We start from the raw sequence: 14,065 nt of genomic DNA, 5'->3' as shown, positions 1-14,065 counted from the left end.
TCCCGCCATGCCGATGATCAGCGTCTCGATGTTCCCCGGCCGCACGCCCGCCCAGAAGAGCGCCCTGGTCCGGGAGCTGACCGACGCGTTCGTCCGCACCTGCGGCGGCAAGCCCGAAGGCGTCCAGGTGACGCTCATCGAGGTCGGCGCGGACCACTGGGCCACCGGCGGCGTCCTGCACTCGGAACGCTGAAAGCCGTGAAGGCCCCCTTCCCGGCTCTTATGGCCGGTAAGGAGGCCTTCACGGCTTTGGGGCGGGCTTCGGGCGGATCAGCGCAGGCCGAGGGCCCGCTGGGCGAAGTTGACCTCGATGGACGTCTGCTTGATCGTCTCGGCGATCACCAGCGAGCCGTGGCCGGCGTCGTACCGGTAGAACTCGTGGTGCAGCTCGCGGCCGCCGAGCCGGTCGAGGTAGTTCTCGATCTGCCGGATCGGGCAGCGCGGGTCGTTGTCGCCGGCCAGCACCAGCACCGGCGCGGTGACGGCGTCGACGTAGGTGATCGGCGAGCACTCCGCGTACACCGCGGGCACGTCGTCGGGCGAACCGCCGAAGAGCGCGCGGTCGAACGAGCGCAGCTGCTCCATCTCGTCCTCGTACGCGGCGACGTAGTCCGCCACCGGCACCCCGGCGACGCCGGCCGCCCAGCGCGCGGGCTGCGTGCCGAGCGCCAGCAGGGAGAGGTAACCGCCCCACGAAGCGCCGTTCACGACGCACTTCTTCGGGTCACTGAGTCCACTTTGGACGGCCCAGTCGTGCACCGAGGCGACGTCTTCCAGCTCGGTCAGCCCGGGCCGGCCCTCGATGGCGTCGCGCCAGGCCGAGCCGTAGCCGGTCGAACCGCGGTAGTTGACCTCGACCACGGCGAACCCGGCGTCGAGCCAGGTCGCGCGGTACGCCGAGAAGCGGTCCTCGTCGGCCGCGTGCGGGCCGCCGTGCAGCGAGAACACCGTCGGCAGCGGGCCATCCGGCGCGCCGGACGGCCGCGAGACCAGCGCGTGGATCCGCCCGCCGACGCCTTCGACGAACGCGTCGGTCAGCGGCTCCGACCCCGGCGCCCGGTCACCCGGGGGTGACAGCAGCACCGCGTCGGCGCCGTCGGTGGTGCGGGCCCGGACGGCGGCCGGCTCGGCCGCGCTCGACCAGGAGTACTCGACGGTCCCGTCGGGACGCACGCCGGCGCCACCGATCCGGCCCGCCGGAGTGTCCACAGAGGACAGCTCGGCCGAGTCGAGGTCGTAGCGGTACAACGAGCTGCGGCCTTCGTGGAAGTGCACGACCAGCAGGGCACGCGCGTCCGGGTACCAGCCGGCGACGACCTCGCCGGGCAGGTCGAGCTCGATCTCCGTCTCGGTGTCCGCCCGGACGTCCCAGACCAGCAGCTCCTCGCGGCCCCGCCGTTCGTGCAGCACCAGCAGGCGCTGATCGCCCGGCAGCGGGGAGAACTCGAGGGCGGACAGGGCCTTGCCCTCGCCGTCCCACTTGTCGGCGACGGTGGCGAACCCGTCGGTGGCGAGGATCCGCAGCGCCGGGTGGCGCGAGTCGCCGTGCTCGGAGTGCGAGATGGCGATCAGGCTCTCGTCGCGCGAGAGCGACGTGATGCCGGCGTCGTCCGCGTGGCTGTAGAAGCGGTGCGTCTCGCCGCCGATCCGGGCGAACAGCTCGCTGCCGTCGTCGGTCGAGACGCCGACCGCGATGAGGCCGGTGCCGATCTCGAGGCCGGCCGGGTAGCCGTCGTGGACGTCCGGCACCGCCTTCTCGGGCTTGCTGCCCTCGGTCGCGGCGAACGGCTCGCGCACCCACGAGCCGAACTCGTCGCCGTCGGTGTCGTCGAACCACCAGATCCACTCGCCGTCCGGCGACGGGGTGGCGTGCATGGTGCCGTTGGGCCGATCGGTGACGCGGCGGTGCTCGCCGGTCGCGCGGTTCCAGGCGTAGACCTCCCAGACGCCGCTGGAGTTGGAGACGTAGACGTTCGAATCGGGGGCGTCGCGGGCCCAGTCGGGCACGGAAATGCGCGGCGCGTGGAAGCGGGCGCGCCAGCGGGCTTCGGTCTCGGCCTCGTCGAACAGCCGGTCCGGGACCACCGCGGGCGGATATTGGTTGGCTGACTGCGTGCTCACCCCTCGATCCTGCCACCTTCTGGCCGTACTGTGTGCGGGGTGCTGGAGGGTTACGCGCCGGGCTACGGGCGAGACGCGGTTTCGATGATGTCCGCGCGCACGGCTGCCGAACGCGCGACGTTCGCCCAGCCGCTGTTCGGGCCGGGGATGTGGGTGGTCGACCTCGGCTGCGGCCCGGGTTCGATCACGCTGGGGCTGGGCGCCGGGTCGCGCGTCACCGGCGTCGACCGCGACGCCGGTCAGGTCGCGATGGCCCGCGACTCCGCGCGCCGGGCCGGCCGGTCCACAGTGGACTTCGTGGTGGCGTCGGCGTACGCGTTGCCGTTCGACGACGGCTGCGTCGACGTCGCGTTCTCGCACGCGCTGTTCGAGCACCTCGCCGCGCCGGTGGACGCGCTGGCGGAGCTGCGCCGCGTCCTGAAGCCGGGTGGCAGGCTCGCGCTGTCCACTTCGGACTGGAGCAAGGCCCGGCTGCGCCCGAAGACGGCGAACGTCGACGCGGCCCTGCGTGGCCACTACCTGCTGCGCCGCCGTGCGGGCGGCGACCCGTTCGCCGGCCGCAAGATCGCCGACCACTGCGCGGCGGCGGGGTTCACGGAGATCGTCTCGCGCCCCCGCTACCGCGAGGACCTGACGTACCGCGACCTGGCGAGGTACGTCGAGTCCCGGTTGGACGCGGCGATCTCGGACCCGGACTACGGCCGTGACCGCGACCAGCTGGCGAGCGCGGCCCGCTCGGCGTGGACGTGGGTCAGAAGCGGCGACGGCGACTTCAGCCAGTGCTGGGTGGAACTGACCGCGACGAGAGTGTGAGAACCCCGGAAACCAGAAGAGCCGGTGTCCGAAGACACCGGCTCTTACTCGTCGGGGTGGCGGGATTCGAACCCACGACCTCCTCGACCCGAACGAGGCACGCTACCAAGCTGCGCCACACCCCGAGGTACTGCTTAACGGGTCGTGGAGAAGTCTAGCGGACGTTGTCACGGGCTTTCCGGCGGGCTGCCTTACGCGATTCGTCGGCCCCTGACCCGCGCGGGACCAGCGTCAACAGGCTCGCTTCCGGCGGGCAGGCGAACCGGGCCGGGGCCCACGGCGACGTCCCCAAGCCGGCCGAGACGTGCAGCCACATGTGCGCGCCCCAGCGCGAGGCGCCGCGGGCGCGACTGCGATCCAGGTCACAGTTGGTGACGAGCGCGCCGTAACCCGGGAGGCGCAGCTGGCCGCCGTGGGTGTGGCCGGCCAGCACGAGGTCGTAACCGTCCGTGGCGAACGTGTCGAGCACCCGCGGCTCCGGCGAGTGCGTCACCCCGAGCCGGACGGCCGCGCCGCTGTCGGCCGGGCCGGAGATGTCGGCGTAGCGGTCGCGGCGCAGGTGCGGGTCGTCGACGCCCGCCGCGAACACCCGCTGCCCGCCGACGTCGATCGTGCGGCGCACGTGCGTCAGGTCGGTCCAGTCGTGCTCGACGAACGCCGCGCGCAGGTCGCGCCACGGCAGCTGGACGCCGTGGATGCGCTTCTTCTTGCCCTTCGGCATCAGGTAGCGGGCCGGGTTCTTGGGTTTCGGCGCGTAGTAGTCGTTGCTCCCGAAGACGAACACGCCGGGCCGGTCGAGCAGTGGGCCGAGTGCGCGCAGCACCGAAGGCACGGCCTGGTGGTGCGACAGGTTGTCACCCGTGTTGACGACCAGGTCCGGGTTCAGCTCGTTGAGGGCCGCGACCCAGCGCTGCTTGCTCCGGTGGCTCGGCAGCATGTGCAGGTCCGAAACGTGCAGGATGGTGAACGGCCGCGACCCGGGCGCCAGCACCGGGAGTTCGGCGGTGCGCAGGGTCCAGAGGCGCCGTTCGATGCCGACGGCGTAACCGAGGGTGGCGGCGCCGAGCGCCACTGTCCCCGCGGCGAGGCGGATCGCCTTCGCCCCCGACGTGGGTTTGTTACTGAGCGTGCTCACGGGCTCCAGGATACGTGCTCAACGGTTGGATGACTTCGCCCCCGTTCCGGGGAACCTCGCGCATAGCATTTGCGTCGGCCCTGTCACGGCTTCTTTTCGGGGGCTCCGGGTGGCGGAGCCCCCGGCCCGGGGCGGAGCCCCGATTGTCACAGTGTGTCGAGCCGGGGGGCTTGGGGAGAGCGATGGAGCAGTTCGGGCCGTACCGGATCGAAGGCCTGCTGGGCCGCGGTGGCATGGGTGAGGTCCACCGCGCCTACGACACGGCGCACGACCGCGTCGTCGCGTTGAAGCTGTTGTCCGACCCGTACGTATCGGACGAGGCGTTCCGCGCGCGCTTCCGCCGTGAGTCGCAGATCGTGGCGCGGCTGCGCGAGCCGCACGTGATCCCGATCCACGCGTACGGCGAGATCGACGGGCAGCTGTACCTCGACATGCGGCTGGTCGAGGGCAAGGACCTGAAGGAGCTGCTCGAAGAGGGGCCGCTGACGCCCGATCGTGCCGCGGGGATCGTGGAGCAGGTGGCGGGCGCGCTCGACGCCGCGCACGTGGACGGCCTGGTGCACCGCGACGTCAAGCCGTCGAACGTGCTCGTCACGAGCGGCGACTTCGTGTACCTCGTGGACTTCGGCATCGCGCGCTCGATGAGCGGCGAGGCGACGTCGCTCACCGGCACCGGCAACGTGATCGGCACGCTCGACTACATGGCGCCGGAACGCTTCGGCGACGCCCCGATCACCGGCCTCGTCGACGTCTACGCGCTCGCGTGCGTGTTCTTCGAGTGCCTCACCGGGCACCGTCCGTTCCAAGCGGAGGGTGCGGCCGCGCAGATGGGCGCGCACCTGACCGCGCCGCCGCCCGTGCTTTCGCAGGCGCGCCCGGGCGTGCCGAGCGCACTGGACGCCGTGGTGGCGCGCGGGATGGCGAAGAACCCGGCGGACCGCTACCCGACGGCGGCGGCGTTCGCGGCCGCCGTCCGGACCGCGCTGGCGGCACCGGCGCCCACGCCGATCCAGACCTGGCAGAAGACCCTGCCCGGCCCGGTGACCCCGCCGCGCCCGATGCCGACTCTGCAGGCGCAGCACGGCATGTCCGCACCGATGACCCCGCCACGGCCGATGCCGGCCTACGCGGCCCCGCCGACCGGCCCGTACCCGGGCCCGCCGACGGGGCAGTACACCGGCCCGCCGACGGGCCCGCGGCCGCTGACCGGACCGGCCCCGCTGACCGCGCCGTCGCAGCCTCAGCCGTCGAAGTCCCAGCGGGGCCGGTGGATCGCGTTGTGCAGCGCCCTCGCCGGGATCGTCGTGGTGGCGTTGCTGGTCACGTACTTCGTGAGCAAGGACAAGACGACGCAGACGGGCAGCCCGGCGCCGACCGTGCCGGTCACGGTGCCGCCGGGTTCGTCCTCCTCGCCGCCGCCGTCGTCATCACAGCCGCCACCGTCCACTTCGGAATCTTCGCCGCCGAAGCAGGAGCACGACATGGCGCTGTACAACGCCCTTCCGGCCGTCTACAAGCAATACACGTGCGTCGACGCGGCCGCACCGGCCGGCACGGCGGCCGCGGTCGAGTGCACGGATTCGAACGTCGGCGACGTCAGGATCGGCAACGTGGTCTTCCCCCAGCCGACCGGAGCGAAGTTCTACCGCTTCGCCGACGCGGCCGCGATGGACGCGTACTTCCAGAACGTCGTCAAGACCCAGGGCCTGACCCGCAACGACGCGCAAGGTGCGTGCCGCCCGAAGACGTACCCGAAGATCTGGGGCACGTACTACCGAGCGGAAGTCCCGAACCCGATTCCGGGCGAGTACCTGACGTGCTTCCTGGGCGACCCGGCGCAGCTCGTGTGGACGGAGAAGAAGAACCTGATCGCGGGCGTCCTGCTGTCCACGAAGGTCGCGGACACCAACCAGCTGGACATGCTCTACCAGTGGTGGAACACGGAGGTCCTGTCGGAAATGCCGCAGAGCTGATCCGAGAAGATCGCGGGGCAGCTCGGAGGGCTGAGCCGGCTCCGAGTGTCAAACGCTGCTGCGGGACAAAAATGGGCGAGGCCGGAGCAAGTCAAGCCGCTCCGGCCCCGCCCAGGTGTTTCTAGCGGCCCGGGCCGCCCATGTACTGCGGGTCCGGCTGGGGTAGGCCCACGACCGGCTGGCTGGCGTCCATGATGTTCTTCATCGCGCCGAACCACGTCCGGGCCGGGGCCTTGCCGCCGAACATGTTTCCGCTGCCGCACACCCGGACGTTGCCCGGGCCGGCGTCGCAGAGACCGCCCGAGCCGCCGCCGCCGAACTTGAACGTCATCGCCGCTCCCGCTAGCTGCGGGGTGCCGCCGACGAACGTCGCCGAGACGTTGCCCTGGGTCGTGCCCGTCTTGCCGATGATCGGGCGGTTCCACCCGGCCGCGGCGGCCGCGGCCGCCGACGTGCCGCCCGGCTGGTCGTCCTTGCTCATGCCGACCGCCAGGGTGTTCGCCAGGCCTTCGGGCACCGCCTGCTCGCAACCGGCTTCCTTGACCGGCACCGGCTGGCCGTTGCGGTCGGTCACGCCGGCGATCGGCGTCGGCGGGCACCAGACGCCGCCGGAGAGGATCGTCGCCGCGACGTTGCCCAGCTCCAGGCCGCTCAGCGGGCTGAAGCCCAGGGTGAACGCGCCGAAACCGGGGCTTTTGTCGTTCGGGCCGTAGAACGTCGCCTGGGTTTCGCGCTCCTCGGCCCGGGGCGCGTTCGGGTCAGGCGTCTTGCCCGAGGCGTTCGTCGCCATGGTGTCGCGCATGCCGAGCCGCTTGGCCATGTCGATGCCCGGCGCGGTGCTGCCGAGCCGGTCTTCCAGCTCGACGAACGCGGTGTTCGGCGACGTCGCGAGCGCGGTCTGGACCGTCGCGCCCTGGGCGATCCGGCTGTAGTCACCGGCGTTGCCCACGCAGTACCAGTTCGAGCGCAGCGGCGGCCCCGTCGGCGGGCAGGTCTTCGCGCCACCGGTGAACACGTGCGAGGTGTAGGAGTCCGGCACCTCGACCGGCGAGTAGATCCCCGCCACGCCCTTCTCCATCGCCGCGGCCGTGGTGAAGATCTTGTACGTCGACCCGGCGCCACCGGTGTTGTAGACACCCGCCGGCAGCGCGTACGTCGTCTGGCCCTGGTCCGGGTCCTGCCCGTAGTCGCGGTTGGCGGCCAGCGCGACCACCTCGTGCCGGTTCTTGCCCGGCTTGATCAGCGACAACGTGTTCGCCACGTACTGCTGTGTCTTCTTGACCTGCGTCTCCGCCGAGACCTTCGCCTCGTGGTTGGCGCGCTGGTCCAGCGTCGTCTTGATCGTGTAGCCGCCGGTGTAGAGCTGGTCCTTGCTCATCCCGGACTTGATCAGGTAGTCCTCGACGTACTGGCAGAAGAACCCGGCCTCCGGGCCCGCGCCGATGCAGTTGGCCGGCGGCTTCGCCGGGAAGTCCGGCACGACACCCAGCGGCTCGCCCTTGAAGCGGTCGGCGTCGGCCTTGGCCAGCTTCTTGTTCTCGACCATCCGGTCCAGCACGATGTTGCGGCGCGCGGTCGCCTTGTCCGCGTGCTTCCACGGGTCGTTGTTGATCGGGTTGTTCACCAATCCGGCGAGCAACGCGGCCTGCGGCACGGTCAGCTTTTCCGGCGTGGTGTTGAAGTACGCGTGCGCGGCGGCGCCGATCCCGTAGATCTGCCGGGAGAATTCGACGATGTTCAGGTAACCCGCGAGAATCTGCTGCTTGGTCAGCTTCGTCTCGAGCTGGATCGCGATCCGCGCTTCCTTCAGCTTGCGGGCGACCGACTGTTCCTGCGCTTTCTTCTGACCCACCGTGTCGCCGCGGTAGACGACGTTGATCAGGTAGTTCTTGACGTACTGCTGCGTGAGCGTCGACGCACCCTGCGTGTCCGCGCCGGTGCTGTTGCTGACGGCCGCGCGCAGCGTGCCCTGCCAGTCGACGCCGTGGTGGTCGTAGAACCGCTTGTCCTCGACCGAGACCAGCGCCCATTTCATGGCTTCGTTGATCTGGTTCTCGTTGATCGGCAGCCGGTACTGGTCGTACATCGTCGCGATCGGGGTACCGGCGCTGTCGGTGACGGTCGTGACCAGCGGTGGCGGGATGTCCGCGAGGTCCGACGACGTCTTCTCGACCGTCTCGCTGGCCTGGTTGGACATGACACCGGCGGCCCCCACGACCGGGAAGAGCATGCCGGCGACGAGCACCCCCGCGAGCAGGCAGAGGCCGATGAGCTTGAACAAACCATCCGCTTTTCGCACGAGGGCCAGCCTACGCGGGGCGGGTCAGGCGCCGGTGACGCCGTGTCCCCGAAGATGTGAATTCAGTGACAAACGCGACCCCCTTCGGTGACATCTGGTAACGGAAGGCATTCTAGGTCTTGGCGGAGGGAACCGAGGGCCCTTACAGTCCGTCAACGTCTCACGAAGAAAGCCGAGAGGCGGATCACCGCGAGTGGGAGCTCGCGCGGTCCGGCTTCAGGCACCGGCACCGGGGAGGTGTCCGGCAAACCGACGTGAGCTGAGGGAGACGCTCGCGGGGGCGAGGAGCGCAGTGCCTTTGTCCCCGCTGGTGCGTCGATCACCAGGGTAGGGAGCTGGGGGTATGGAAACCAACCAGTCGAGCTGGCGAATCAACGCGTCCTGCCGGGACGCCGATCCGGACGGCCTGTTCGTCCGGGGTGCGGAGCAGAACCGGGCGAAAGCCGTTTGCATGGGCTGCCCGGTCCGCACGGAATGCCTCGCCGAAGCACTCGACGGCCGGATCAACTTCGGTGTCTGGGGTGGCATGACCGAACGGGAACGGCGGGCGTTGCTGCGCCGCCGTCCCGACGTGCTGAACTGGGCCGAGCTGCTCGAGGCGGCCAAGAGGGACGCCCTGGAGCGGGTCGAAGTCGGCTGACCGCTCGTGAGTGTTCAGGACGGTTCTAACCGCCCTGAACACTCACGAGGAGGCGAGCTTGGTGCCGATGTCGCGCAGGCCGTCGAGGTCGTGCACGTCACCGGCCAGCGCGGGCACCCGGGCCAGCGCCACCTCGGGGTGGGCCCGGGTGAACCGCGCGAGCAGCCGTTCCTCGCGGGCGGCGAGGTCGACGCGGTCGGCGTGCAGCCGCAGCACGGCTTCGGCCAGCGGCGCGTTCACGTCGCCCTCCTGCAGGGACTCGGCCGCGGCCAGCGCTTCGGAACCGGACAGCTTCGCGAGCACCGGGTGCGTCCGGTTCGCGATCAGCCCGCCCAGCGGCATCGACTCGGCCGAGAGCCGTTCGACGAAGTAGGACGCCTCACGCAGCGCGTCCGGCTCCGGCGCGGCCACGACCAGGAACGACGTCCCGGACGAGCGCAGCAGCTCGGCCGTCTTGCGGGCGCGCTCGCGGAAGCCGCCGAACATGCTGTCGAAGGCCTGCATGAACGCCGACGCGTCGGTCAGCAGCTGGCCGCCGATGATCGTCGACACGGCCTTGGCGAACATCGAGAACCCGGCGTTGACGACCTTGCGCAGGCCCCAGCCGCCGGCCTTCGCCGGGCCGGTGAGCAGCCGGATCATCCGGCCGTCCAAAGCGGACGACAGGCGCGTCGGCGCGTCGAGGAAGTCCAGCGCGGAGCGGCTCGGCGGGGTGTCGACGATGATCAGGTCCCAGTCGCCGGTGGCCGCGAGCTGCCCCAGCTTCTCCATCGCCATGTACTCCTGCGTGCCGGAGAACGACGTGGAAATGGTCTGGTAGAAGGGGTTCTGCAGCAGCTGCTCGGCGCGTTCCGGCCCGGCGTGCACGCGCACCATGTCGTCGAAGGTGCGGCGCATGTCGAGCATCATCGCCCACAGCTCACCCTTGGGCTCGAACCCCTCGACCTGCACCTGCCTCGGGTGGTTGCCCAGCTCACGCAGGCCGAGCGCCTGCGCCAGGCGCCGCGCGGGGTCGATGGTGAGCACGACGGTCTGGCGGCCGCGCTCGGCCGCGCGCAACGCCAGCGCCGCGGCGGTGGTCGTCTTGCCGACGCCGCCGGAACCGCAGCAGACGATCACGCGGCTCTTCTCGTCGTCGAGCAGCGCGTCGATGTCGATGGTGGTGGTCACAACCGCACCCCCTGGTCGGTCAGAGCCTCGGCCAGCTCGTAGAGCGCCCCGACGTCGACGCCGCCGGTGAGGTCCGGCAGCTCGAGCGTCGGCAGGTCGGCTTCGGCGAGCTGCTCGCGGGCCCGCTGCTCGGCGGCGACCCGCACCGCGTGCTCGACGGTCTCCTCGACCAGCGCGTCCAGCGTGGTGTCGGGCAGCTTCAGCCCGGCCGACGCGAGCCCGGTGCGGACGCGGGAGGCGTCGACGCGCCCGTCGGCCGCGGCCAGCACCGAGCGGGCCGGCAGCCGCGGCGGCCGGACCCGGTTGACCAGCACCGCGCCGGGGCGCAGGTCGGCGCCGTCCAGCTCGGCGACGGCCTCGACGGTCTCGCGGACCGGCATCTCCTCGAGCAGCGTGGCGATGTGGATCACGGTCTCGCCGGAGTGCAGCAGCCGGACGACGCCGTCGGCCTGGCCGCGGATCGGGCCGGTCTTGGCGAGGTCGGTCAGGGCCTTGGTGACGTCGAGGAACTTGACGACCCGGCCGGTCGGCGGCGAGTCGACGACGACGGCGTCGTAGGTGTGCCGCCCGTCGGACTCGGTGCGCCCGACGCACTCCTTGATCTTCCCGGTGAGCAGGACGTCGCGCAGGCCGGGCGCGAGGGTGGTCGCGAACTCGATCGCGCCCATCCGCCGCAGCGTCCGGCCGGCGAAGCCGAGGTTGTAGAACATCTCGAAGTACTCGAGCAGCGCGGCTTCGACGTCGATGTGCAGCGCGCGCAGCTCCCCGCCGCCGGGGACGGAGGCGATCCGCTGCTCGGCGTAGGGCAGCGGCTCGGTGTCGAAGAGCTGCGCGATGCCCTGCCGGCCCTCGACCTCGATCAGCAGCACCCGGCGGCCCTCGCGGGCGAGCGCGAGGCCGAGCGCGGCGGCGAGCGTCGTCTTGCCGGTCCCGCCCTTGCCGGTGACGAAGTGCAGCCGGGCGCGGGCAAGCTCGTCGGTCCAGCCGGCATGGGAAGTGGTCACTTCTTCACCCTAAACCGGTGCTCAGCTGGCCAGCAGCATGACGCTGACCGCAGCCGCCACGGCGGCGACCAGCAACCAGGTCGCCAGGCCGGGCAGCACGGTGAGCATCAGCACACCCAGCACGACCAGCAGGGTGAGGGTGACCACTCCGCCGAGGGCGACCTGCCCCGAACTCTGCGTCCGGTCGCGCACCTTCGCCATCACGACCAGCACGAGCGGCAGCCCGGCCGCGGCCAGCAGCGCCGTCGCGATCACCCGCCACGTTTCCACGCGCCCACGCTAGCGGCCCCGGCCGGATGTGAGGTGCCCCACAACGAGTGATCGTTCACTCGGACGGGGTCACCCGGACCTCGGCGCTTTTCCGGCGGCGGACCCCGGCGCCCTTGCCCGCTTGGCTACGCTCCCGAGCTATGAGCGCCACCAAGTGGGAGTACTCGACGGTCCCCCTGCTGATCCACGCGACGAAGCAGATCCTCGACCAGTGGGGCGAGGACGGCTGGGAGCTGGTCACCGTCCTGCCGAACCCGACGGGCGAGCAGCACGTCGCGTACCTCAAGCGTCCGAAGGGCTGAGCCGCAGTGAGCTGGAGCGAACGGCTGAAGGAACTCGGCGTCGAGCTGCCCGGCGTGGCCGCACCGCTGGCCGCCTACGTGCCCGCCGTGCGGAGCGGCCAGTACGTCTACACGTCCGGCCAGCTGCCCTTCGTCGACGGCGTGCTCGCCGCGACCGGCAAGGTCGGCGCGGAGATCAGCCCCGAGGAGGCCAAGGGCCACGCCCGCACCTCGGCGCTCAACGCGCTCGCGGCGGTGCACGCTCTGGTCGGCATTGACAACGTCACGCGGATCGTCAAGGTTGTCGGCTTCGTGGCTTCCGCGGAGGGCTTCACCGGCCAGCCCGCGGTCGTCAACGGCGCGTCCGAGCTTCTCGGCGAGGTCTTCGGCGACGCGGGTGTCCACGCCCGCTCGGCCGTCGGCGTCGCGGAGCTGCCGATCGGCTCGCCGGTGGAGGTCGAACTGATCGTGGAGGTGCAGTGATGGACCCGGACATCGAGCAGTCCACCCACGAGCTGCTGCTCCGGTTGGCCGGGCGGCTGCCCGACCAGCTGCTGTGGCGCTTCCGGGACTGGCTCGGCGAGGGCGCGATGGGCACTCTCGCCCGGACCCTGCCGAGGTCTTTGCTTAAGCACAGGATTGACCTCGACCAGACGGAGTACCGCCTGCTCGTGGCCGGGCTCATCCCGCACGGCGCCGACTGGCACCAGGTGAGTTCGACCCTGGGGGTAGACGACGTCACCGAGAACAGGTACACATTCACGTCGAGTGCGCCCGAATGGGTTAACTCGGTCGACTCCGTGTCCGTGTTGATCCACGCAACGTTGCGGGGACGTCCGGACGTGGGGGAAGTGCGGCAGAGCTGGCGGCACGTCGGTGTCGTCGGGCAAGGAACGGCCAAACGCGTCCTGCTGATCACCGCGCTGTCGGGGCTGCCGAGGTTGACCGGCGAACTGCAGCGGGTGCTGCGGGTCCTGGGCGACGAAGAGCCCAGCGTCGAGGTCATCCCGCCGCGCTTCGACCTGCCGGGCTACCACCGGGCCGCGCTGGCTGATTCCGAGCTGGTCTGCGTGGGCGCGGTGGCGGGCAACCGGCTCGTAGCCGCTTAACGCTCGCACCGCCAGCGAGCCGGGAGGGAGCAAGGCAATGGTGGAGGTCCACGACGGCCCGCCCATGGACGGGTTCTCGGTGCCCCTGCGCCTGCACAACCTGTTGCTGGCCTTGGCGGGCCGGATCGACGACAGCGCGCTCACCGAAGCGCGGGAGCTGATCGCCCGCGCGCACATCGACGAGGCCGTCGAGCTGACCACCGGCACGCTCATCGCGGGCCGGATCCCGGTCAGCTCCGCCGAACAGCGCGAGCTGGCGCTGGTCCTCGAGATGAGCCGGTCGGACGCGACGCTGGCGAACGACCTGCTGGTCGACGAGGCCGAGCCGGTCAACACGCACCGGTTCACCGGCGAGAACTCCCCGGAGTTCGGCATCGCCGAGGCGCTCGACCGGACGCTGCAGGTGCTGCCGGACGTCCGGTCGGTGCACGCGGTGTGGCGCAACACCCCGGCCGGGAGCGTGCCGGGCGCGCTGCCGCAGCGCGTGGTGCTCGTCGAGCTGGGGCCGGAGGGCAACCCGCCCGCCGTCGCCTTCCGCGTCGACACGGCGCTGCGCCGGGCCGGCATCCACTCGGTCGTCGAGGTGAGCGGCCCGGGCGTCGCGCACTCCGAGTACCACCAGGCCGCTTCGGCGGCCGCGTCGCCGGCCTGGGTGACCGGGAGCGCGACGTCGAACACGTCCTCCTACCGGCCCGAGCCGGTCGCGAAGCCGCCGGCCCCCGCCATCTCGGCGGAGCCGGTCGCGGAGTCGGGCAGCCGGCACAGCATGCGGGCGAACGCCCCGACGACCACGGCGCCGGAGCCGGTCGCCCCGGTGGTGCCGATCGTGTCGCCGCCGCCCCCGGTCCCCGAGCCGCCCCGCAAGGTGCGGTCGGAACGGGCCGAGACGCGGGCGGAGCGCACGGCCGACCTGACGCCGGCGGAGGTCGCGCAGCTGCGGCAGGCGCTGGCCGAGGACCCGGAGAAGGGGCGCGAGATCGCCGCGGGCAAGCCGTCGATGCACGAGGTCGTCGAACTGCCCGCGCTGGACCTGGACGACCCGAGCCTGAGCGAGCGCGACCGGGCGTTGCTGCGTGAGCTGCACGCCGAGCTGGCCGAGCGCGAGCGGGCCGAGGCGGCGAAGATGCGGCTCAACGGCGCGTCCCGCTCCGGTGGCGACCAGCGCGGCTGGACCGCCCCGTAGGTTTTGCGGCACGAGGCGGCACTTTCACGTGAAAGTGCCGCCTTCGCTGTGTCCGGGACACCACAAC

13 protein-coding genes, 1 tRNA gene and 1 pseudogene are annotated in these 14,065 nt (G+C 71.3%); 8 read left to right on the top strand and 7 right to left on the bottom strand.

Annotated elements, in window-relative coordinates; all coding sequences use genetic code 11:
• Nucleotide 1 precedes the first annotated feature (1 nt).
• A pseudogene (locus OG439_RS35640) lies at nucleotides 2-193 on the top strand (tautomerase family protein); the annotation flags it as partial.
• A 77-nt stretch (nucleotides 194-270) separates the two neighbouring features.
• Here the strand turns inward: OG439_RS35640 and OG439_RS35635 are convergent.
• On the bottom strand, nucleotides 271-2,121 hold the full coding sequence (locus OG439_RS35635) for a prolyl oligopeptidase family serine peptidase (protein ID WP_326945004.1): 1,851 nt from the start codon (nucleotides 2,119-2,121) through the stop codon (nucleotides 271-273).
• A 39-nt stretch (nucleotides 2,122-2,160) separates the two neighbouring features.
• Between OG439_RS35635 and OG439_RS35630 the strand changes: the two genes are divergently transcribed.
• Nucleotides 2,161-2,934, top strand: a complete 774-nt coding sequence (locus OG439_RS35630) for a methyltransferase domain-containing protein (protein WP_326945003.1) — start codon at nucleotides 2,161-2,163, stop codon at nucleotides 2,932-2,934.
• Nucleotides 2,935-2,985: 51 nt separating this feature from the next.
• Here OG439_RS35630 and OG439_RS35625 read toward each other — a convergent pair.
• Nucleotides 2,986-3,059 (bottom strand) — tRNA-Pro (locus tag OG439_RS35625).
• A 29-nt stretch (nucleotides 3,060-3,088) separates the two neighbouring features.
• Nucleotides 3,089-4,069, bottom strand: coding sequence for a metallophosphoesterase (locus tag OG439_RS35620; protein ID WP_326945002.1), 981 nt, complete (start codon nucleotides 4,067-4,069; stop codon nucleotides 3,089-3,091).
• 182 nt (nucleotides 4,070-4,251) lie between these two features.
• Here OG439_RS35620 and OG439_RS35615 point away from each other — a divergent pair, with 182 nt between their 5' ends.
• A complete protein-coding gene (locus OG439_RS35615; RefSeq protein ID WP_326945001.1) occupies nucleotides 4,252-6,042 on the top strand; it encodes a serine/threonine-protein kinase in 1,791 nt (596 codons plus the stop codon).
• A 121-nt stretch (nucleotides 6,043-6,163) separates the two neighbouring features.
• Here OG439_RS35615 and OG439_RS35610 read toward each other — a convergent pair whose 3' ends face one another.
• On the bottom strand, nucleotides 6,164-8,341 hold the full coding sequence (locus tag OG439_RS35610; RefSeq protein WP_247058885.1) for a transglycosylase domain-containing protein: 2,178 nt from the start codon (nucleotides 8,339-8,341) through the stop codon (nucleotides 6,164-6,166).
• Between the two features lie 343 nt (nucleotides 8,342-8,684).
• Between OG439_RS35610 and OG439_RS35605 the strand changes: the two genes are divergently transcribed.
• Complete coding sequence (locus OG439_RS35605; protein WP_247058884.1) at nucleotides 8,685-8,981, top strand: WhiB family transcriptional regulator; 297 nt, start codon at nucleotides 8,685-8,687, stop codon at nucleotides 8,979-8,981.
• A 42-nt stretch (nucleotides 8,982-9,023) separates the two neighbouring features.
• On the opposite strand, the gene OG439_RS35600 is transcribed toward OG439_RS35605, so the two are convergent.
• The 3 genes from OG439_RS35600 to OG439_RS35590 are packed head-to-tail and all read right to left on the bottom strand — an operon-like array spanning nucleotide 9,024 to nucleotide 11,425.
• Nucleotides 9,024-10,151 carry an ArsA family ATPase gene (locus OG439_RS35600; protein WP_247058883.1) on the bottom strand — a complete coding sequence of 376 codons (1,128 nt, stop codon included), beginning with the start codon at nucleotides 10,149-10,151 and terminating at the stop codon, nucleotides 9,024-9,026.
• Nucleotides 10,148-11,155 (bottom strand): ArsA-related P-loop ATPase, encoded by a 1,008-nt coding sequence (locus OG439_RS35595; protein ID WP_326945000.1) that lies wholly within the window; start codon nucleotides 11,153-11,155, stop codon nucleotides 10,148-10,150. Before OG439_RS35595 ends, OG439_RS35600 begins: the two co-directional genes overlap by 4 nt.
• A gap of 21 nt (nucleotides 11,156-11,176) precedes the next feature.
• Nucleotides 11,177-11,425, bottom strand: a complete 249-nt coding sequence (locus OG439_RS35590) for a hypothetical protein (RefSeq protein ID WP_326944999.1) — start codon at nucleotides 11,423-11,425, stop codon at nucleotides 11,177-11,179.
• Between the two features lie 140 nt (nucleotides 11,426-11,565).
• Between OG439_RS35590 and OG439_RS35585 the strand changes: the two genes are divergently transcribed.
• Genes OG439_RS35585 through OG439_RS35570 form a run of 4 tightly spaced genes read left to right on the top strand, consistent with a single transcriptional unit; the run spans nucleotide 11,566 to nucleotide 13,998 of the window.
• A complete protein-coding gene (locus tag OG439_RS35585; RefSeq protein WP_020642049.1) occupies nucleotides 11,566-11,727 on the top strand; it encodes a DUF4177 domain-containing protein in 162 nt (53 codons plus the stop codon).
• Between the two features lie 6 nt (nucleotides 11,728-11,733).
• The gene (locus tag OG439_RS35580) at nucleotides 11,734-12,189 is read left to right on the top strand and encodes a RidA family protein (protein ID WP_326944998.1); all 456 of its coding nucleotides are present in this window, start codon (nucleotides 11,734-11,736) and stop codon (nucleotides 12,187-12,189) included.
• On the top strand, nucleotides 12,189-12,815 hold the full coding sequence (locus tag OG439_RS35575; protein ID WP_247058879.1) for a hypothetical protein: 627 nt from the start codon (nucleotides 12,189-12,191) through the stop codon (nucleotides 12,813-12,815). The genes OG439_RS35580 and OG439_RS35575 overlap by 1 nt, the downstream gene beginning before the upstream one ends.
• A 37-nt stretch (nucleotides 12,816-12,852) precedes the next feature.
• Complete coding sequence (locus tag OG439_RS35570; protein WP_326944997.1) at nucleotides 12,853-13,998, top strand: hypothetical protein; 1,146 nt, start codon at nucleotides 12,853-12,855, stop codon at nucleotides 13,996-13,998.
• The last annotated feature ends 67 nt before the right edge of the window (nucleotides 13,999-14,065 follow it).

It is taken from the genome of Amycolatopsis sp. NBC_01307, from assembly GCF_035975215.1.
Classification (GTDB): Bacteria; Actinomycetota; Actinomycetes; order Mycobacteriales; family Pseudonocardiaceae; genus Amycolatopsis.
The sequence above is the reverse complement of the archived record's forward strand: the minus strand, read 5'-3'. Positions and strand labels throughout refer to the sequence as shown.

Excerpts from the sequence above, each read along its gene's own strand:
- OG439_RS35615 (WP_326945001.1), top strand. The coding sequence starts at position 4,252 with ATGGAGCAGTTCGGGCCGTACCGGATCGAAGGCCTGCTGGGCCGCGGT.
- OG439_RS35585 (WP_020642049.1), top strand. The coding sequence starts at position 11,566 with ATGAGCGCCACCAAGTGGGAGTACTCGACGGTCCCCCTGCTGATCCAC.
- OG439_RS35575 (WP_247058879.1), top strand. The coding sequence starts at position 12,189 with ATGGACCCGGACATCGAGCAGTCCACCCACGAGCTGCTGCTCCGGTTG.
- OG439_RS35570 (WP_326944997.1), top strand. The coding sequence starts at position 12,853 with ATGGTGGAGGTCCACGACGGCCCGCCCATGGACGGGTTCTCGGTGCCC.
- OG439_RS35605 (WP_247058884.1), top strand. The coding sequence starts at position 8,685 with ATGGAAACCAACCAGTCGAGCTGGCGAATCAACGCGTCCTGCCGGGAC.